Here is a 20048-nt window from a genome sequence, read left to right on the forward strand (position 1 = left end):
GGAGGCAGAAATATGGCACGTTATATTGGTCCTAAGTGTAAACTGTCTCGTCGCGAAGGAACGGATCTGTTCCTGAAGAGCGGTGTGCGTCCACTGGACTCTAAATGTAAAGCAGAAACCAAACCTGGTGTACACGGTGCTGGTCGCGGACGTTTGTCAGACTACGGTCTGCAGTTACGTGAAAAGCAGAAAGTACGTCGTCTGTATGGTGTTCTGGAAAAGCAATTCCGTGGCTACTACAAAGAAGCAGCTCGTCGTAAAGGCGCAACCGGTGAGAACCTGCTGCAACTTCTCGAGTCACGTCTGGACAACGTTGTTTACCGCATGGGCTTCGGCTCTACTCGCGCGGAAGCACGTCAATTAGTTTCTCACAAGGCTATTGTTGTAAATGGCACTACCGTTAACGTTGCTTCTTTCCAAGTGAGAGATGGCGATGTGGTATCGGTTCGTGAGAAAGCTAAGTCACAGGATCGTATTAAAACTGCGCTTGAGTTAGCAGGCAACCGTACTGATTGCGGTTGGATCGATGTTAACGCTAGCAAGATGGAAGGGACTTTCAAATCAGTTCCTGAGCGCGCTGATCTCCCAGCAGAGATCAACGAAAACCTGATCGTGGAACTTTACTCTAAGTAATAGAGGAAATTAAGGGGCAGCTATGCAGCGTGCAGTTAATGAGTTTTTAACTCCTCGTCACATTCAAGTTGACGAAGTAAACACTACCCATGCCAAGGTAACGCTGGAGCCACTGGAACGTGGTTTCGGTCATACTTTGGGCAGCGCATTACGTCGTATCTTGTTGTCGTCCATGCCGGGCGCAGCGATCGTAGAATGCGAAATTGATGGCGTACTGCATGAGTACAGCGCAATTGAAGGTGTGCAGGAGGACGTAATTGAAGTCTTGCTCAACCTGAAGGGCGTTGCAGTCAAATTGCACGAACGCGACGAAGCGACTCTGAGCTTAAGCAAAATGGGTCCTGGCGCAGTCACTGCTGCCGATATTCAACTGGATCATGGTGTTGAAGTTGCAAATCCAGAACATGTCATCGCGCATTTAGGCGAGGGCACTGAACTGAAGATGAACCTGAAGGTTGCTTCTGGTCGTGGTTACGAGACTGTCGAAGCTCGTAATCAAAACGACGAAGAAACTAAGGCCATCGGTAAATTGCAATTAGACGCCACTTTCAGCCCTGTTAAGCGTGTCTCTTACAGCGTAGATTCTGCGCGTGTAGAACAGCGTACAGATCTGGATAAGTTGGTTATCGATTTAGAGACCAACGGCACTATTGATCCGGAAGAAGCGATCCGTCGTTCTGCGACCATCTTGCAACAGCAGTTAGCGATATTCGTAAATCTGGAAAACGAAGAAGTCGTTGAACAGCAGCGCGAAGAAGAAGAGATTGACCCAATCCTGCTACGTCCAGTAGATGATTTGGAGTTGACTGTTCGTTCGGCTAACTGTCTGAAAGCAGAAAATATTTACTACATCGGTGATCTGATCCAGCGTACTGAAGTAGAGCTGTTGAAGACTCCAAACTTAGGTAAGAAGTCTCTGACTGAAATCAAAGACGTTCTGGCTTCTCGTGGTCTTTCGTTGGGTATGCATTTAGAGAACTGGCCACCAGCTTCTCTGCGTAACGACGATAAGGTTTTGGCGTAAGCTTAAACGTTCAGTTAGTAAGGAATTAAACCATGCGTCATCGTAAAAGTGGTCGTCACTTCAATCGTACAAGCGCACACCGTCAAGCCATGTTTAAGAACATGGCGGTGAGCTTGTTCGAGCATGAAATCATTAAGACTACTCTGCCAAAGGCAAAAGAGCTGCGTCGTGTAGCTGAGCCACTGATCACTCTTGCAAAAGAAGATTCAGTTGCTAATCGCCGTCTGGCCTTTGCTCGTACTCGTAGCAAAGAAGCAGTAGGTAAGTTGTTCACTGATCTGGGTCCTCGTTACCAAGACCGTCCAGGTGGTTACATTCGCATTATGAAATGTGGCTTCCGTGCGGGTGATAACGCCCCAATGGCTTATGTTGAGCTTGTTGATCGTCCAGTGGTTGAAGCTGACGTTGAAGAAGTTCAGGAAGAAGCCGGCGAATAATTCTGTTATTTGCCGTTCAGTTTGAACATAAAAAAACCCGCTTTGAGCGGGTTTTTTTATGTCTGCTATTTTTGAGTCGGGTTGTCAGGCTATAAATGCAGCAAACTCTTTCAGTGCTCGCTTTGATTCCGGCATATAGCCAGCATGGAGCTGAAATACGTGCCACATTTCCGGGTACTCACTGAGCACAACCGGTACATTTGCGGCCGCCATTTTCTGCTTCAGGCGGATGCTATCTGAGTACAGTATTTCTTCACTGCCAACCTGAATCAACGTTGGCGGAAAATCTGTAAAATCGGCATGCAATGGTGAAATCTGCGGGTGTTCTACACTGATTTCTCCAGCGTATTTGGGTGCCATCTGCGACACCCACTGCGGTGTGAGGAGTCTTTCCCGCTCAGCTCGCTCTGAAAAAGACTCGCCGCTACAGGTTAAATCAATCCAGGGTGAAAATAGCACCAGCGCATTGGGCATTGGCATGCCTGCTTCTCGGATTGCTTGTGTAACGGCCAATGCTAACCCGCCACCGGCGGAGTCTCCGGCAATGATAACTGCGCTGTCTTTAGCCAGTTCTTTGTACGCTGACAGAGCGTCTTCAACGGCGGCAGGAAACACATGCTCCGGCGCCAGTCGATAGTCAATCAGGGAAGCTGTCAGCCCTGTTTGCTTAGCAATCCTAGCCACCATGTCGGCATGACTTTGCGGTGAACCAGAAACATAGCCACCGCCGTGCAGATAAAGTAGTTTTTTGGTGCCATCTGCTGCTAATGGGGTGAGTTGCCACGCAGGTACACCGGCCAGGGTCGTTTTGATTTTTCTTACACCCAACGGCATTGGTGCAAATTTCTGTAACAAGTCCAGACGCTGACGCTGCTTTTCAATCGGATAGTCTGGCTGAAAAGTTGGTTGAACGAGTTTTTCGATCAGAGTGCCCGTAATACGTGCCATTAAACTGGCCATAGCGTTCCCTGTTTTATTGAATTTATTGTAGTGGACTAAAAAAACGAACAACAGATTACCCTGTTGTTCGTTGAAGAGGAAGTACACTCATCCTTGAGTAAGGATCATGAACGTGGCAGAAACCCCGCCTAAAAGGTCTCAACCACGGCAGAAACTGTATCTGATATGTCTGTCATTTTGGGCAAGAAGCCGTCAGGATGAGAAAGCGGCAGTAAAGAAATGTCGCTGACGAACTCTCTTTCAGTGAACATTTCTTCGAGCGCCCCGTCCGCTATAACAAACCAGGATCAAAGTCAGAGTAGTGCGAGACTCAGCTGCGGTACATAGGTGATGATCAACACGGTTATCAACAGAATAAAGAAAAACGGGAGCGTCGCGCGATACAGCGTCATTACCGGTTTATCAAAGCGGAAGCTGGCGATAAACAGATTCATACCTACTGGTGGTGTGAAATAACCCAGCTGCATATTGGCCAGGAACAGAATGCCAAGATGGATTGGATGGATTCCGTACTCAATGGCGATCGGAAGAATAATCGGAATCATAATGACGATGGCGGAAAAGATATCGAGCATCATGCCTAATATCAGCAGAAACAACGTTAATAACAGCAGAAAAGTAAACCCATCACTGACGTGCTGTTGAATAAAAGCAAAAATCTGTTCTGGTATACCTGCATCAATCATGTAATTGGTTGATGCCAGAGATACCGCGAGAATCAGAAGAATTGCTCCTACCAGTTTCATGGAATCGCGCATCACTTCTGGCAATTCACGAAGTGTAATTTCCTTGCGGATAAACACCGTCACAACAAGGACATAAAGTGCCGTGATTGCAGCAGCTTCGGAAACCGCAAAGAAGCCTGAATAAATTCCCCCCAGCACGACAATTGGCAGCGGTATTTCCCATGCCGTATCTTTAAGCGCTGCCCAGGCTTCAGATTTATTAAACGTATGATCTGTTTGTTGGTCGGAGCGCGGTTGCAGCACAGCATAGACCGATAACGCAACGAGCATCAGTCCGCCCGGGATCAAACCGGCAAGAAAGAGATCATCAATACTGACTGGTGTATCCAGCGCCATTTGCTGTGCCACTACGCCGTATAGAATTAACGGCAGAGATGGTGCAAACAACAGACCGAGGCTACCAGAAGTAGTTACCAGGCCTAGGTTGAACTGCTGGCGATAGCCGGCTTTTTGCAGTGCTGGTACTAACAATGCCCCCAAGGCGACGATTGTTACACCAGAAGCTCCGGTAAACGCAGTGAATAAAGCGCATGCAACGAGTGCAACAATTGCAAGGCCGCCCGGCATCCAGCCCAGAAAAGCGTCGGTGATTCTTACCAGGCGCTGCGGTGCTTTACTTTCACCTAATAAATACCCTGCAAATGTGAATAAGGGGATGGCGATGAGAACCGGCATTTCTGCCACTCTGAAAATTTCTACTGCCATTACTTGCAGATCAACATCGGTTTGATAAAACCCCCATAAAGCGGATGCGGCAATGACCGCAAATAAAGGGGCACCTGCCAATGCCAGCATCAATAAAATCAAAGGGAACAATATTGTCATGCAGATGCCCTGTCAGTCGTGACGGATTGTTTTGTCGCAACGCCATAAATTGCAGAAGACAGTGCCTGAACGACGAAGCGTAACGCCATCAAAGCGAAACTCAGCGGAATGACGATTTGCAAAGGCCAGGCCGGTACCTGATCAAAAGCGACGTCGTTATATTCCAACGACCCTTTTACAAATTCGATACTGTGCCAGGCAATCAGACCACATACTGCTGCAGCGAAAATTGCGGTAATTACTGAACTGATGCGTTTAACCGTGGCGCCAGCCATACGATTAATGATATCGATAGCGATATGTTCACGGGTTCTGGTTGCCAGCAACGCGCCTAATAAACCCAGCCACAGGACCATGACGCGCAACAAGGGCGGTATCCACACAACGCCGCCGCCAAACACTGTGCGAGCAATAATGTCGACGCCGGCGAGAACAATCATCACCAGCAGCAACAAAATCAAGACTGCATCTTCGGCTTTATGAATCCACCGTGCTATTTGTTTCATTCCACCGTAGCCGTTTGTTGTGAGCGGAACTTTTGAAGACGCTGTTGCAAGCGGTCATAAACATTCACTGGGTAAACATTCTTCGACTTCAGCTCTGCCAACGCTTTATTGGCCAGTTGCTGCCACAGAGCTTTATCAGTATCGCTCAACTCTACAAATTCCATCCCATTCTGTTGCAGCGCCATGCGCGCACCAGCCTCGTCTTTTTCGTTCTGCGCGTCCATTGCTTTGAAGGTTTTGTTCATGGTGTCGCGAACAATTTTCTGGTCAGCTACAGATAACTTTTTAAAAGCACGCTCATCTACGATCATCATGCCGAACAGAAATACCAGCGGGAAATCGGTCGCGTGGGTCAGTTTGGTATGCCATTGCAGCGCAATAGAGGCCGACGGCGTAGCAGCGATGGTATCAATCAATCCGGTTTGCAGACTGGTGTATACATCGGATACCGGCAGAGAAATAGGCTCGACATCGCCACTGGTAAATGTGACCTGTGATACCACATCACCTTCTGGGACCCAAACTTTCTGAGAACGAACATCAGCGGATGTTTTTAATGCCTTATTGGACATCAGGTAGGCAAAGCCACCCTCGGATAAACCTAAAACGATGTAACCCTTTTCTGCCAGCGACTGCTTGATAATCGGATCAAATTCTTCACGCACTGCACGAATTTCTGCCAGATTACGAAAAGTAAAAGGCAGATTATAAAGTAACGAAGCGTTAGCAATATGTGCCATTGCCCCCGTTGAAACTGCCCCGCCTTGCAGCTGGCGAATACGCATTTTACGAATCACACTTTTATCACTACCTTGCACGCCACCGGGAAAGTACTTAATTTTTACCCGGCCTTCGGTTTGCTTTTTGATGTCCTTTGCGGCTTTGCGCATCATCTTCATCCAGTTGGTACCATCTGGTGCCAGGGAGGCAATTTTCAGTGTCGCGGCCTGACTGGTTGGGCAGATTAATACCAGCACCAACAGTAAGCGGGTTAACATTTTCATAGAAACTCTCTCTAATGTTTTTAAACGTGCTTTATTCAAAATACTCTGCAGATTCAGCCAGCAGTTCAGCAGCCTGGCGTTGAGCAAGGCGGTTAATCAGAGTCAGGCCTTCGACATGAGGATCGGCCGCCAGGGTTTGTTGCAATAATTGGTCGTGAAGTTCCTGATCAAACAACATGCGGGCGTATTGCTTAGCAAAAAGAACTTTGGCCATTAGGTGTTGGTCATCGGTTAGCTGCAATGCGGTTTCGAAATAACTGCGTCCCAGTTCGGGTTTGCCACCCAATGATGGTGGCAACTGAGTTTCCAGTACACCCAAATAGACCTGTACGGTGGCGTTATCATAACCAGGCTCATGGTGAGCAACCCACTGCATCAGAGCTTTCACTTTGCCGACCTGAGCAATGGCATTCCAGTCATCGCTGTTGGCTTGTATCCAGCCGGCCCATGCCGCAGCGAAGGCATAAATCATCGGAACATCGTCTTCGTCGAAATCTTCCTCTAATGCGATCACCAGCGGGTCAAGCTTGCCATCCATTTTTTCGCACAGCTCCTGATTGTATTCGCACAACGCGCGGCGAGCATATCCCATGGCTTTGTCCGCCATATGCTTGGCCTGTTCCTCATCCTCGGCAAACACACCAGCATAAGCCCCGTATAAACGTGCGCCGGCCAACAAAAAATCTTCGTCGTCCGGGTAGGTCAGAACCAGCGCATCGAGCAGCAGCAGGTAAGCTGGTGCACCGGCTGCAACGACCTCTGGATTGTCCTGGTTCATCATCGAGCGGGAGAGGTTGGCTGGCAGGTTACTCACGGAGCAGGCGCTCAGCAGTAGTAGCAAGCTAAGGCAGGTCATTAATTTCATAAAGGGCAGAGGCTAGATTTCAGGAGCGCGAATTGTACACTGTCTGATTAAAAATATTCATTATCAAGACCGGGATATTTCGACCGGTATCCGGGGAATAATGTGTTGCAGCCGCGCAACGCATACCGAGGGCTGTAATTTTATGGTCAGATACTTTCTGCCAGCTGAGTCAGAGTCTTGGTATCTTTGGAACTCCCGGCAGTAAAATCGATGCCGATGCGTTGCAGGATATCCAGCGCATTGGAGCTGTTGCTGTGCTCGGCAATGGTCTTTTTCGCCATAAAATATGTGATGTCATGGATGGATTTAACCAGTGCATAGTCGGCTGAACTGGTGTGCAGATTATCGATGAAGCTGTGATCGATTTTTACATAATCTACCGGCAGCGACCGAAGGTATTCAAATGATGATTGACCGGTACCAAAATCAGATAACACAAACTGGCAGCCGAGGTTGCGCATTTCATGCATAAAGTCGGCGGCATCATCCAGATCTTTGATGGCCGTTGTTTCGTTTAACTCAAAACACAGTTTTTCTACAGGTACGTCTTTCTCGCGAGCTTGTTCGAAAATATAGTTCAACAGATCTTCGTCGTTAATTGCGTGGCCGGAGAGCCGCAATACGAAGCGATCGATCGCGGCTGCCTGGCTTTGATTTTCGTGCAGCCACTGAATCATCTGTTCTAATATCCAACGATCCAGCAGATACATGCGGTTGTAGTTTTCTGCGGCTTGCAGGTATTCCAGCGGCGGGATCTGGGAGCCATGTTCGTCCTGAATACTGATGACGATTTCATACTGCACCTGGTCTTTCCACCGATCCTGAATCGGTTTGATCGGAATACATAGAACCTTAAGCTGATTGGTAGCCATGGCTTGGTTCAGCTTGTTACCCCAAGCCATAAACTCGTCCTGACGCTGATGTGACGCGTCGTTTTGCGCGTAGCGAATAATACGACTGCCACCTTTATCTTTCGCTACCAGGCAGGCTGCTTCGGCTTGTTCAATCAGATCGGATGCATCGCTCTGATCGTTATTCAGTTCTGATATACCGACGCTGATATGAACCCGGAATCTCTGATCTTCACTGTAAATATCAAAGTCTTCGATACGCTGTTTCAGAGAGCGCATGTTTGCTTCGGCCTGTTCGATATCTGCACGTCGAAACAGTATGGCGAACTCATTACTGCCGATACGTGCGCAAACGTTATCGGATTCCTGATCTTCCAGCATCGTTGCCAGTGTTTGCAGGCAGGCATCGCCACCTTCAACACCGTAATTTTTATTGATCAGTTTGAACTGATCGATGTCGATCATACACAGTGTGGTTGGAACCGGATTGCGCAAGTTCTGCGCAAAGGTTTCGTGTAGCTGGCGAACGAAGTGCTGTCGATTCAGCAAACCGGTCAGTGAATCGATATTGGCCTGTTCAGATAAGTCGTGATAAATCTGCTGCACCAGTTGATCAACGCTGTGATCAACGGCTGATTCGTCCTGCTCATAAAGACGTTTTACGTCGCCTTTATCAAAGGCAACGGCCAGCTCTGCCAGAGTAAAGTCGATTACTTTCATGCCGCTGTGATTTACACAGGCAAACTTGGAGTAATCGGGAGAAATCCAGACAATGGACACCGCCTGATCCTGGCGGGTTAACAGCAGCCAGTCTCCAGCCTGCAGGTTCTGAGCTTTGCGGTTCCCGCGGCCTTCCGGAACGATTGCTTGTTGGTCCGCGATAAACGTTGGCAGATCAACGGTTTCTCGGACTTCACCCTGGTTCAGGTGTTCCTCAGCGGCGCTGAGAATGTCGTTGTACCACTTCTGGTGCTGCGGCAGGCTACCATTCAGTTGATCAAGTTCTCGCTGCGCCAGTTCCAACATTGGTGTGAACCGCTGCAGCAACTCTTTGCGACCGGCATTTTTAGGGCTGAACAGTGCCAGTACCTGACGGTACAGTTTTACCGCCCCCTTAAAGCGCTTGCTATCGGCGCCTTCGCGCAGCAATAGCAGGCTGAGCAGTTGTTGCCAACCTTCTGTTAACCAATCAACCACACAGTTTGGCAAAGTGCGACCGGAGCTGTCTTTGCCAATTAAATGCTGAATTTTTTGGCGTGCCTGCTGCAGTCTGTGTTCGCCTTCTGCTGCCTGAGCAACCCGTTCAGCGTTTTGCCTGGCTTTACGTTCGGCATTAGAAACCAGTCCCTGCAGGTCCTCTAATAAATCATCCAGGGAGGTTTCGTCACTCTTAGCATTAACCACCAGTGGTGCAATCAAATCGTTAAGACGTTTGCTTAATTGATCCTCACCGCTGGTGGTGAGTTTGCCCAGTTTAGCCAGGTGGTTGAGGACCTGGCGCCCTGGATGCTCGGGATTAAACAGCAAGCTGGCATCTTTCAGCATCAGCCGCAGCAGCGGCCAGCCGAGCTGCTCAATATGAGGTTTAACAAAATCAGCAAGCTGACCGCTGGATAACAAATTCTGCGTAACCTGCTCGAGTGTCTCAATCGCATCGCGCGATTCTTCCGGTAAACTGGTTTCCTGGTCCGCCAGTTCCTGCTCAACCCGCTCACGAATATTACCGGGAAGTGTGTCTTGTTGACTGGCCAGGTCATTCAACACGTTATTGATGGCTTGAGGCTGGGCAACCGGCAGCGTCACTACTCGGGTTTGGTTTAACTCTTCAAAGCGCTGATGCCTCAATTGCAACAAAGACTGAATATTGGAATAGGCCTGTTGCGCTTCTTGCTGGTGGCGACGGAAGTTCTGCATGGTTGAGGTGGACGACGTGTTATCCGTTGTCATGCGCGACGCCACAAATGGTTGCTGCTCATTGGCGGCTTCCGTTACCGTCGTTGGGTGAGATGCAATCTGCACCACTTCCGCTGCTGAGTTATTGGTTGCCCGTCTGCGGTAGCGCATTGACATTGGGATATCGATGTCGCGGCATATTTCGCGATAACAAGATTGCAGCGTGGTGTAGGCAACTTGCTCAAAAACATCAAATGCCAGCGCTCGTGCTTCCTGTGGCAGATTAAGTTGTTCCAGGGCATCACGGAAAGCGTCAGTCACCGTATTCGGACCAATCGGGTTAAAGCAATCTTCGGTTTTGGCGCTGGATAGCGTATCGAGCAACTGACGGACTTCAAAACTGACGTGACTAAGTCGAGACTGCAGATGTGACGCCGCCACTTTTGCCAAGAGCCAGTCTTCGAAGTCGGCCTGCTGTACCAGGGACAGATTGTGCGGCTTTTCCCGGTTATCTTGTTCTTTATCGGCTTTGGGTTTGTTTTCCAACCACAGCCTAATCTGCAGCTGCAGGGCTTGCTTAAAGCTCTGATAAAAGGCGTTGGCGCCGTTTTTGGCTTGTTTCTCAAGTCGCAGCCATAGTTGCTGTTCGGCTGTGTTCCGTGCCAGATTTGCCTGGTCGAAGGTGCTTTCCAGAAACGCGGGTAACCAGACTTTCGGCAGGCGCTCGACAACATTCGCCGCTAATTGCTGGAAGGTTTTGCGATGGTCATAGCGGGATTCGTCAGATAACCCATCCTGCGCCTTATGGTTCTGATTAAACTCTTGTAACTGGAGGAAAATTTTATCGTTTGGGGTATCGAATTTCAGCCCGACTTCTTTTTCTTTGTGGTGCACCCAGTTGACCTTCACTTCTAATAGCTGCTGCTCAAGTTGCAATTTTAGTAGCAGCGGTTCGTCCGGTGTATCGATGGTGTCGTGCGGCCACGCCAGCTTCATGCCAGAGTGGGAATAGTCGGTAACCGTACAGTCATACCAATGATCATCGGGTAAACGCAGTTGGGCGATAAATTCGCTGTTAAACCTGGGGTGATCTCGGTATTCGGCTGCCATATTGATTCCATTATATGCTGCTTGAGCGCTGACTGGTGCACCCCTCGTCCCTCAGTATAGGTAACTCCGCGATGACCGCCTGATGGCTTGCGCTACAATCCAGTCATAAGCGGCTGAATTACCGACTTTTCAGCGCGCTTAGATTAATTGGTTCGTAAAACAGCTGTTAGTAAAACAAGGTAAAAGCTCAACGATCAAAACCCGAACTGCGTTCGTGTGCCCCGGTAAGGATCTTATGATGCTTATCGACGTTAGTTTATGAATGGGTATTGAAAACACGGTGATATTTGACACATGGCTCAACAGGCCTCGTTAGAAAGTGTGGGTTTTGTCATCGTACGTTCCCTTTGTGATATCAAATTCTCGTAAAGTGACCGTCATGTTGTGACAATCATGCACAGCGGCACTCAACCAAAGGGCATACATATGTTTTTCCAACGACTGGTTTTTGTTACTTCTGCATTGCTGGCATCGTCTCTGGCTGTTGGCTCCAAGTCAGAGGGTATTCATAAGTTCTGGATCGACAAAACCTATAACAACATGATTAAAGTTGATAATTACCAGGCCGAGGTTGAGCAGAGTTACCCGGGAGGTGTGGTCACAACAGCAGTTCAGTTCCGTCAGCCAGCGGATTTTTATATGCAGGTTGAAGAACCGCTGGAACTGCAAGGCGTGACTTTCAGTTATCAGAACGGTCAACTGGAATATTATTCGCCACAGATTAACCAGGCACTGGTGGTGAAAGGCTTATCTGGTCCTTCCTCTGACAGCGCGAAAGCTCAGGCCGAAGATATGTACTGGGCTAATCACGAATATTATAAGCGTACATTCACGCCATCGATCGAAGTTGCCAGCCGCATTTCAGTGGGCGTGGACCTGGATGCTGGCGATAATGAACGTGAGATTCTGAAAAGCCAGCTGTTTATTGATTACGACTATTCGTTACTAATGAAAGGCGATTTTTACTTTCGGGATGGTTCCGTGTTATCCATGGAGAATAAAAAAATCGACTTTAACCTGGCTGACTTTACTCTCCCAACGATGCAGCTGCCAGCGGCAACACCCTTGCGCTCCTGGAACCTGTCGGCTAATGCGTTGAGTGCGGATCAATTTGAAAAATCTGCGACATTTATACCCGTATGGCCCAACGTAGAATTACCACGCTGGAAGCTGGAAAAACCGGACTATTTCTTCAGTGAACAAGGGAAAGATGGCGCTGCTGTTTATTACAAAAACGCCCATTATTTTCTATTGATGACGGCTGAACAAACACCATCAAATGCAACGGCTCCTGCCGGAGCCCGAGTAGAACTGAATAACAATCGATATGGTCAACTGTTGCAGGCGCCTTCGATCAGTATCGTGGAGCTTCAGCGCGACGGGATTAGTTATCAGGTGTTATCGAATATCCATCTTGAAGACGTTTTGTTGCTGGCGCGCCAGCTCAGTAACTGAAGGCAGTGATACTGATACTCAAGAAAGTCGTGCGCAAATACCGCGGCATGGCTGATAAATGCCGCATGATTCGCGTACCTCCGTTAGTGAGGTAGCAGATCGAGCGCCAGTTTTACGAAGTCTTGTGATGTCAGGATTCCCTGCAAAACCCCGTTTTCATCCACCACCAGTAGACAACCTTGTTTCATTGAATGCAGCGATTCACCAGCTTCACGAAGGCTGGTTGTCGGGTTGACTGTCGTCAGTGTGGTTTTCATACAATCTGATAGCTGTGTCTGAGTCAGGTATTGGGCTAGCTGGTGGGCGCCAAATTTATCAGTAATTCGGAAAGCCTCGGTCAGAAACTCTTTCTGGGTAATTAATCCCAGTAATTTGTGTTGGTCGTCGGTCACAGGAATATGGCGAATTTGGTGGCTGGCCATTGTGGTTTCAACATCTTTCAGGTTTGACGTTGGTTTCAGCGTGATCAGATTGCGAATCATGATATCACTAACCTGTTTCATATCAGCTCCGTACTGCAATAAAGATTGTGCCTTTCAGTAAAGCAGGAATCTGCCTCGGTGCTATGCTGAAAACATCTATTTTGCGGAAATCAGGCGGCCTTTTATGAATATTACCAATAATATCCACAATTATTATGAGCATCTGGTTGCCGAAGAGGTGTTGCGGAGTCTGCCGGGAGACGTTGACCATGGATATCTGGCTGACGTTGCTTGTGTTGCTCTGAACCATTTGCCACCACGTTATATCCGACATGAAGTGGATATGGCGTTTTATATGTCGCCTAATGAGTTGCATGAGATCAGCGAGCGGGTAAAAGAAGCGGTGGTAAAAGCGATTGGCTTTATTGCCGCTCATCGCCGTGACGATGCAGAATAACCCGCAGTAATCTTTACAAAACGTAAAGACGAGATTCTGAACTTGATTGTTATGGTGAGAATCCAAGACACTGTGGCGAATGTTTTGGGGGAACTATGAATATTCTGCTGGTTGATGATGATCTGGAATTGTGTGAACTGTTGAAGCGCTATCTGGAGCGCGAGTTATTTCAGATAACTCTGGTTCATGATGCCCGGCGTGGTTTGGAAGAGGCGTTAACCGGTAAATATCAGGCCGTTATTCTGGATGTTATGTTGCCCGGTGGAAACGGTGTCGACATTTTGCGTGCTATTCGCCAGCGTAGTGATTTACCAGTGTTGATGCTGACGGCTAAGGGCGATGAGATGGATCGTATTCAAGGCCTGGAAATCGGCGCTGATGATTACATGCCTAAACCGGCGAACCCCCGTGAACTCGCTGCGCGGTTGCGCTCGATACTTCGCCGTAACCGCAGCGCCGATGTCGCGGATAGCAATATCAAATTAGATGAATTATTAATCAACCTGGACCAGCATCAGGTCAGCCGCGAGGGTGATGTACTCGACCTGACTGCCACTGAATTCAACATACTGTGTGTGCTTGCTCGTGAAGCCGGTAAAGTAGTAGAAAAAAATCGCTTGGCTGAGCAATCGATGCAGCGTTCCTTAACTCTTTATGACCGAAGCCTTGATATGCACCTGAGTAACTTGCGTAAGAAGCTCGGACCCAACCGTCACGGTGATCAGAGAATTAAAACGGTTCGTGGTATTGGTTATATCTACGCGCCGGAGCAGGGCGAAAACGCCGCCTGAATCCGATAAATCACTGTAACGTTTGTTTTTTAAACACCGCAATAAAGCACGGCATGGTGCCTGGTCATGTTCATCTGGTTTTAAAAGCAAAAAGAAACCGGTTTTATTGTCTCTGTAACCGGCTATGATTCCCCTCAGATTTTTTATGCTGGCAGTGACGATATGCGCGGTATTTTTGTAAAAATTTATCTGGCGTTTCTATTTACCAGTATCGTTGCCACTCTGGTGACACTGATTCTGGCCGCTTACTACCGTGAATGGTCGAATGAATCGATCAACCTGATTGCCCCCACCGGTGGTTACATCTCTGCCGCTGAGCTGACGCTGCAATACGGTGGCGAGCCGTTATTAATCGAATGGCTGCTAACGTTTCAGCGCCATCCCAGTGTGAATGCCTATGTTTTCGATAGTAGTGGCCTGAGCCTGCTCGATAACGTGCCTGATCAGGTGCGTGAATATGCCTTCTCGCCAGAGTCTTATGAAGCCCGTGTTGATCCCCTGGGGCGTTCAGAGATTATCGTCAAAGCCCCCATCGCAAGTTACGACGGTCGTTTTTATTTATTGGTGGTGGAATTTGTTCACCCGCTGGCGGTATTTAATTTGCCGACGTACCTGGCGTGGGGGCTGGGAGCCTCACTGGCGCTATTTGCGGTACTGGGGTTTTTGTTGTCCGGTTATTTAACCCACCCGCTGCGACATATGCAGCGCAGTGTAAAAGCAATGGCCAAAGGTGACTGGTCGGTGCGTATTCCACGCAACCTGCGTCGTCGTCAGGATGAGATTGGGGAGTTGAGCCGCGAGTTTAATCAGATGGCGGGCAAATTAGAGCGCTCAATCCAGGATCAGCGTCAGCTGGTGCGCGATGTCTCTCATGAATTGCGCTCGCCGCTGGCCCGCTCACGGGTGGCACTGGAGCTGGCTCGTTTGGACGCGGTACCAGAACAGAACGAATTTCTTGATCGTATTGAGCTGGAAACGCAGCGGTTAGATGAATTAATTGGTGACCTGTTAGGGATGGCGCGGCTGGAAATTGAACAAGATCAGAAACATTGGCAAGCGCTTAACTGCGAACAACAGTTGCGTCACATTATTGAAGACGCCCGGTTTGAGCGGCCGGATGGTTCGATTCAGATCTTTTCACGCACATCACGCTCGCGGGTACTGGCCGATCCACGTCTGCTGGCGGCGGCATTCGAGAACATCATCCGCAATGCGTTATTACATACCCATCCGGGAACATCTGTGGATATTCGTTTGGCAGACGAAGACGAATGGCTACTGCTGAATATCCGAGATCACGGTCCGGGTGTCCCGGATGACAAACTCGATGATCTGTTAAGACCGTTTGTGCGTAATGAGAATGCTCGTCAGCGCAGTGAAGTGTCGTTGGGACAGGGCCATCGGGGCTTTGGCCTCGGTTTAGCCATTGCCGATAAAGTGATATGTGCCCACGGCGGTTCGCTTGAGTTGAGTAATCACATTGAAGGCGGTTTGCAGGCGGATATTCGTTTGCCCTTGTTAAGTGAAGGCGCCTGAGGGTTGTTCCGTGTCAGGTAATTGGGTGGCTTTTTTGCTATGATACCGGCCAATTTTCACTCGTGAGTTTCTGGAATCCCATGTCTGAGTTAAAAAACGATCGCTTTCTGAAGGCGCTGTTGCGTCAGCCGGTTGACCGTACCCCGATCTGGATGATGCGTCAGGCGGGCCGTTATCTGCCTGAATATAAGGCGACCCGTGCCCAGGCCGGTGACTTTATGTCGTTGTGTAAAAACCATGATCTGGCCTGTGAAGTCACTATTCAGCCGCTTGAGCGGTTCCCGCTGGATGCTGCGATCTTGTTCTCTGATATTCTGACCATCCCGGACGCTATGGGGTTGGGTCTGTATTTTGAAACTGGCGAAGGGCCGCGGTTCAACAAGATCATCCGTACGGAGGCTGACGTTAATAGCTTGAATGTAGTTAACACCAAGGCCGATCTGGATTACGTGTTAAAAGCCGTCAGCACCATTCGTGGCGAATTGAATGGGCGTGTACCGCTGATTGGGTTTTCCGGTAGTCCTTGGACGCTGGCTACCTATATGGTCGAAGGTGGTTCATCAAAAGATTTCCGTCACGTCAAAGCGATGATGTATGACACGCCGGAAGTCATGCATCAGTTGTTGGATACACTGGCGAAATCTGTGATTGATTATTTGAATGCTCAGATTGAAGCCGGCGCCCAGGCGGTGCAGATTTTTGATACCTGGGGCGGCAGCCTGAGCGACGTGTGTTATCGCGAGTTCTCGCTGAAATACATGGAGCAGATTGTGGCGGGTTTAAAGCGGGAGCATGATGGTAATAAAGTCCCGGTTATTCTGTTCACCAAAGGCGGCGGTCAGTGGTTAGAATTGATGGCGGATACCGGTGCTGATGCACTGGGTCTGGACTGGACCACTGATATCGGTACTGCCCGTGGTCGGGTTGGTGATCGTGTTGCGCTGCAAGGTAACATGGACCCCTCGGTACTTTACGCGTCGCCGAAAACCATTCGTGCAGAAGTTAAACGTATCCTGGACAGTTACGGCCATGGCTCTGGTCAGGTATTTAATCTGGGTCATGGTATTCACCAGTTTGTTGATCCGGAACACGCCAGAGCGTTCGTGGAAGCGGTGGTTGAACTCAGCCCTGAGTATCATCAGTAACCGCAGGTATACGGCTTAAGTAATTGAAAAACGGTGTCTTTCAGACGCCGTTTTTTTTCGCTCAATTGTTACTTTGTCTGATAATTCTTTACGCTGATGGTCGCCAGCCATATAGGGCTTACGCAAGGATCGTGCTATCTTTTCCTGAGTACCCCGATCTTTCATTTAACCTGACTACTCGGACGACCGATCTCCAGGAATGAGGCACCTCTTTTTATGACATTGCTCTGGATTCCTCTGCTCCCGCTGTTTGGAACCCTGGTTCCCCTTTTGGCCGATCGTTTTGGCCGGCGGGTAACCTTAACGACCACGGCCTTTGTTCCTGCTATGGCATTGGTCTGCTTATTTACTCTGATGCCACAGGTATTGGACGGTGAAGTCATTCACTGGCAAACCAGCTGGATACCCAATGCCGGATTATCCCTGGCTTACCACCTGGATGGTCTGGGCATGTTGTTCTGTTTGCTTATCCTTGGCATCGGTTTGTTGGTTTTGCTGTACGCCCGGTATTACATTTCTGACGAAGACCATATGGGGCGTTTTTACGCTTTCCTGCTGTTATTTATGAGCGCCATGTTGGGGGTGGTGTTATCGGATAATCTGCTGCAATTATGGGCTTATTGGGAACTTACCAGCATCAGCTCGTTTCTGCTGATCAGCTTCTGGTCGGATAAAACCGACGCACGTAAAGGCGCTCGCATGGCGCTGACCATCACCGGTGCTGGTGGCCTGGCACTGTTGGCGGCATTCATTGTGATAGGCGAAACGGTTGGTAGTTACAGTCTGACTGAGGTATTAAACAGCGGTGATTTGTTACGCGAGAGCGCAGCCTACCCACTGATTATTGTGCTGTTCCTGCTGGGAGCCTTCACTAAGTCTGCTCAGTTTCCATTTCATTTCTGGTTACCACATGCGATGGCCGCGCCAACCCCGGTATCCTCTTACCTGCATTCGGCGACCATGGTTAAGGCCGGTGTTTTCCTGTTGGCTCGTTTTTATCCGGTGCTGTCGGGGACAGAATTATGGTTTGGAGTGGTATCTCTGGTCGGTCTTGCGACTTTGCTGGTCGGCGCTTACACGGCGTTGTTTAAGCATGATTTGAAAGGACTGCTGGCGTATTCCACCATCAGTCATTTGGGGCTGATCACGCTGCTGTTTGGCCTCGATACACCGTTGGCGGCAATTGCCGCGGTATTCCATATTATTAACCACGCAGTATTTAAAGCGTCGCTCTTCATGGCTGCTGGCATCATCGATCATGAAGCAGGTTCGCGAGACATGCGCCAGCTCAATGGTCTTTGGCAATACATGCCGATAACCGCGTCCCTGGCCATGGTTGCCGCAGCATCCATGGCTGGTGTTCCGCTGTTAAATGGTTTCTTATCGAAAGAGATGCTGTTTGCTGAAACATTGTCACAACACACGCTCGGTTCTCTGTCCTGGATTATTCCAGTGTTGGCGACTTTGGGTGGTGCTCTGGCAGTGGCGTACTCGTTGCGCTTTATACACGACGTATTCTTTAATGGTGAACCCATTAACCTGCCCAAAACGCCACATGAGCCACCGCGCTACATGCGTGTGCCAGTGGAAATTTTGGTGGTGATCTGTTTGCTTGTTGGTGTTGTGCCCAATCTCACCGTTGGTGCTTTGTTAAATGCTGCCGCAGGCGCAACGCTTCAGGCGCCTTTGCCTGAGTTCAGTCTGGCAATCTGGCACGGATTTAATATGCCATTGCTGATGAGTTTGCTGGCTGTGGTGGGCGGAAGCTTGTTGTATATCAATCGCCGTCATTTATTTAACTTTCAGGGGCAGTTTAACGAGATTGACGCTAAGGTTGAGTTCGAAAGGTACATCCAGTATCTGGTGGCTAAAGCCACTCAACTGCAGCAGGCGTTTGATAACGGTAAGTTGCAGCGATACATCACCTACCTTGTGGTGATTTCTCTGGCGGTTGCGGGCTGGCCTCTGCTCGAATTAGCTGAGGCTCACGGCAGTCGCCCCGAGCAACTGATGGAATGGCCAATGCTGGTGGCGACCATCATCGTCATAGTGGGTACTCTGGCGACGATGATTTTCAGCCATTTACGTCTGTTATCACTGGTCATGATTTCGATTGTTGGCTTAGTGGTAGCGGTGGCCTTTGCCTATTTCTCTGCACCGGATCTGGCTTTGACCCAGTTGTCGGTGGAAGTGGCTACCATTGTGTTGTTCCTGCTGGCACTGTTCTTCCTGCCGCAAAAAACACCGCTTCAGGAAAGTTCGATTCAGCGCATTGTGCGTGATCTCGGAATCGCTTCGGCCATTGGTGCGGTGATAGGTACCTTGTGTTATGCCATGTTGACACGTCCGCTGGATACTATTTCCGACTATTTTGTGGATAACAGCAAAACTGGCGGGGGTGGTACTAACGTCGTTAACGTGATTCTGGTTGATTTCCGTGGTTTTGATACTCTCGGTGAGATTACTGTACTGGCGATTGCTGCATTGGGTATTTTCAAACTGCTGGCTGGCATGCGGTTGTTCGTACCAACGGCGGATCAGGACGGTGTTGCCTGGTCGAAAGATAAAAACCCAATGATGCTGGCGCTGGTGTCACAGAGTTTATTGCCATTGGCGCTGCTGATTTCTGCATACATTTTCCTGCGTGGCCATAACCTGCCCGGTGGCGGTTTTATTGCAGGTTTAATTACGGCCATTGCTTTGATCCAGCAATACATTGCCCACGGAGTATCGTGGATGAAAGAGCGTATGGATTTCCCGTATCACTATATGATCGCAATAGGCTTATTGCTGGCGATTTTGTCTGGCCTTGGTAGCTGGGTGTACGACCGACCGTTCCTGACAACCTGGTTTGATTATTTCTACTGGCCGGTGGTGGGTAAATTTGAGTTAGCCAGTGCCATGGTCTTCGATCTGGGTGTGTATTTCACTGTGATTGGCGCGACCATGTTGATTCTTGCCAATCTGGGTAAGTTAACCACCACAGAACGTCCGACCGCGGGAGTAAAATAACATGGAAACTTTATATGCCGTGTGTGTCGGTGCGATCACGACCGGGGGAATTTTCCTGGTATTACGTGGTTATACCTTCGCTGTTGTTTTGGGTTTAACGCTGCTGTCTTATGCCGTGAATTTATTCTTATTCGCCAGTGGTCGTCTTGTTATTAACGGCGCTGCTATCCTCGGTGAAAGCGAACAATACGCCGATCCGTTACCTCAGGCTCTGGTCTTAACCGCAATAGTTATTGGTTTTGCCATGACTGCATTCGCGTTAATTCTGGCCTTGCGTGCGCGGTCTGACTTAGGCAATGACCAGGTTGATGGTAAAACAGAAATTCACGATGATCTGCCGCAAAAAGGTCGCCGTAATGGGGGGGAAGATAAATGA

Annotated in this window: 17 protein-coding genes; 10 read left to right on the forward strand and 7 right to left on the reverse strand. The window is 49.1% G+C overall.

Annotation, left to right across the window (positions count from 1 at the left end; translation table 11 throughout):
• Positions 1–12 precede the first annotated feature (12 nt).
• From rpsD to rplQ, 3 genes are read left to right on the forward strand one after another with little or no spacing between them, the layout of a single operon-like run.
• Positions 13–633, forward strand: a complete 621-nt coding sequence (gene rpsD / locus MK185_16970) for a 30S ribosomal protein S4 (protein ID MCH2042326.1) — start codon at positions 13–15, stop codon at positions 631–633.
• A 22-nt stretch (positions 634–655) separates the two neighbouring features.
• Entirely contained in the window at positions 656–1657 is a 1002-nt protein-coding gene (gene rpoA, locus MK185_16975) for a DNA-directed RNA polymerase subunit alpha (protein MCH2042327.1), read from the forward strand.
• Between the two features lie 32 nt (positions 1658–1689).
• Positions 1690–2094 (forward strand): 50S ribosomal protein L17, encoded by a 405-nt coding sequence (rplQ, locus tag MK185_16980; GenBank protein ID MCH2042328.1) that lies wholly within the window; start codon positions 1690–1692, stop codon positions 2092–2094.
• Between the two features lie 84 nt (positions 2095–2178).
• On the opposite strand, the gene MK185_16985 is transcribed toward rplQ, so the two are convergent.
• The 6 genes from MK185_16985 to MK185_17010 form a co-directional block, all read right to left on the reverse strand.
• Positions 2179–3054, reverse strand: coding sequence for an alpha/beta hydrolase (locus MK185_16985; GenBank protein ID MCH2042329.1), 876 nt, complete (start codon positions 3052–3054; stop codon positions 2179–2181).
• A 293-nt stretch (positions 3055–3347) separates the two neighbouring features.
• Positions 3348–4625: a TRAP transporter large permease subunit gene (locus tag MK185_16990; GenBank protein MCH2042330.1), complete on the reverse strand. Its 1278-nt coding sequence runs from the start codon at positions 4623–4625 to the stop codon at positions 3348–3350.
• Positions 4622–5131 carry a TRAP transporter small permease gene (locus MK185_16995; protein ID MCH2042331.1) on the reverse strand — a complete coding sequence of 170 codons (510 nt, stop codon included), beginning with the start codon at positions 5129–5131 and terminating at the stop codon, positions 4622–4624. Before MK185_16995 ends, MK185_16990 begins: the two co-directional genes overlap by 4 nt.
• On the reverse strand, positions 5128–6135 hold the full coding sequence (gene dctP / locus MK185_17000) for a TRAP transporter substrate-binding protein DctP (protein ID MCH2042332.1): 1008 nt from the start codon (positions 6133–6135) through the stop codon (positions 5128–5130). The genes MK185_16995 and dctP overlap by 4 nt, the downstream gene beginning before the upstream one ends.
• 31 nt (positions 6136–6166) lie before the next feature.
• Positions 6167–6949, reverse strand: coding sequence for a TRAP transporter TatT component family protein (locus MK185_17005; GenBank protein ID MCH2042333.1), 783 nt, complete (start codon positions 6947–6949; stop codon positions 6167–6169).
• Positions 6950–7146: 197 nt separating this feature from the next.
• Complete coding sequence (locus MK185_17010; protein MCH2042334.1) at positions 7147–10854, reverse strand: DUF1631 family protein; 3708 nt, start codon at positions 10852–10854, stop codon at positions 7147–7149.
• 426 nt (positions 10855–11280) lie between these two features.
• On the opposite strand from MK185_17010, the gene MK185_17015 reads away from it, so the two are divergent.
• Positions 11281–12309: a hypothetical protein gene (locus MK185_17015; protein MCH2042335.1), complete on the forward strand. Its 1029-nt coding sequence runs from the start codon at positions 11281–11283 to the stop codon at positions 12307–12309.
• An 83-nt stretch (positions 12310–12392) separates the two neighbouring features.
• Here the strand turns inward: MK185_17015 and MK185_17020 are convergent, their stop codons facing one another.
• Positions 12393–12812 (reverse strand): CBS domain-containing protein, encoded by a 420-nt coding sequence (locus MK185_17020; GenBank protein MCH2042336.1) that lies wholly within the window; start codon positions 12810–12812, stop codon positions 12393–12395.
• Between the two features lie 103 nt (positions 12813–12915).
• On the opposite strand from MK185_17020, the gene MK185_17025 reads away from it, so the two are divergent.
• From MK185_17025 to MK185_17050, 6 genes are all read left to right on the forward strand, one after another.
• Positions 12916–13188 carry a late competence development ComFB family protein gene (locus MK185_17025; GenBank protein MCH2042337.1) on the forward strand — a complete coding sequence of 91 codons (273 nt, stop codon included), beginning with the start codon at positions 12916–12918 and terminating at the stop codon, positions 13186–13188.
• A gap of 95 nt (positions 13189–13283) precedes the next feature.
• On the forward strand, positions 13284–13979 hold the full coding sequence (locus MK185_17030) for a response regulator transcription factor (GenBank protein MCH2042338.1): 696 nt from the start codon (positions 13284–13286) through the stop codon (positions 13977–13979).
• Between the two features lie 162 nt (positions 13980–14141).
• Entirely contained in the window at positions 14142–15515 is a 1374-nt protein-coding gene (locus MK185_17035; GenBank protein ID MCH2042339.1) for a HAMP domain-containing histidine kinase, read from the forward strand.
• An 80-nt stretch (positions 15516–15595) separates the two neighbouring features.
• A complete protein-coding gene (gene hemE, locus MK185_17040) occupies positions 15596–16660 on the forward strand; it encodes a uroporphyrinogen decarboxylase (GenBank protein ID MCH2042340.1) in 1065 nt (354 codons plus the stop codon).
• A gap of 216 nt (positions 16661–16876) precedes the next feature.
• Complete coding sequence (locus tag MK185_17045; protein MCH2042341.1) at positions 16877–19672, forward strand: monovalent cation/H+ antiporter subunit A; 2796 nt, start codon at positions 16877–16879, stop codon at positions 19670–19672.
• 1 nt (position 19673) lies between these two features.
• Positions 19674–20048 carry a Na+/H+ antiporter subunit C gene (locus MK185_17050; GenBank protein ID MCH2042342.1) on the forward strand — a complete coding sequence of 125 codons (375 nt, stop codon included), beginning with the start codon at positions 19674–19676 and terminating at the stop codon, positions 20046–20048.

This window comes from Saccharospirillaceae bacterium, assembly GCA_022448365.1.
Classification (GTDB): domain Bacteria; phylum Pseudomonadota; class Gammaproteobacteria; order Pseudomonadales; family Oceanobacteraceae; genus Bacterioplanoides.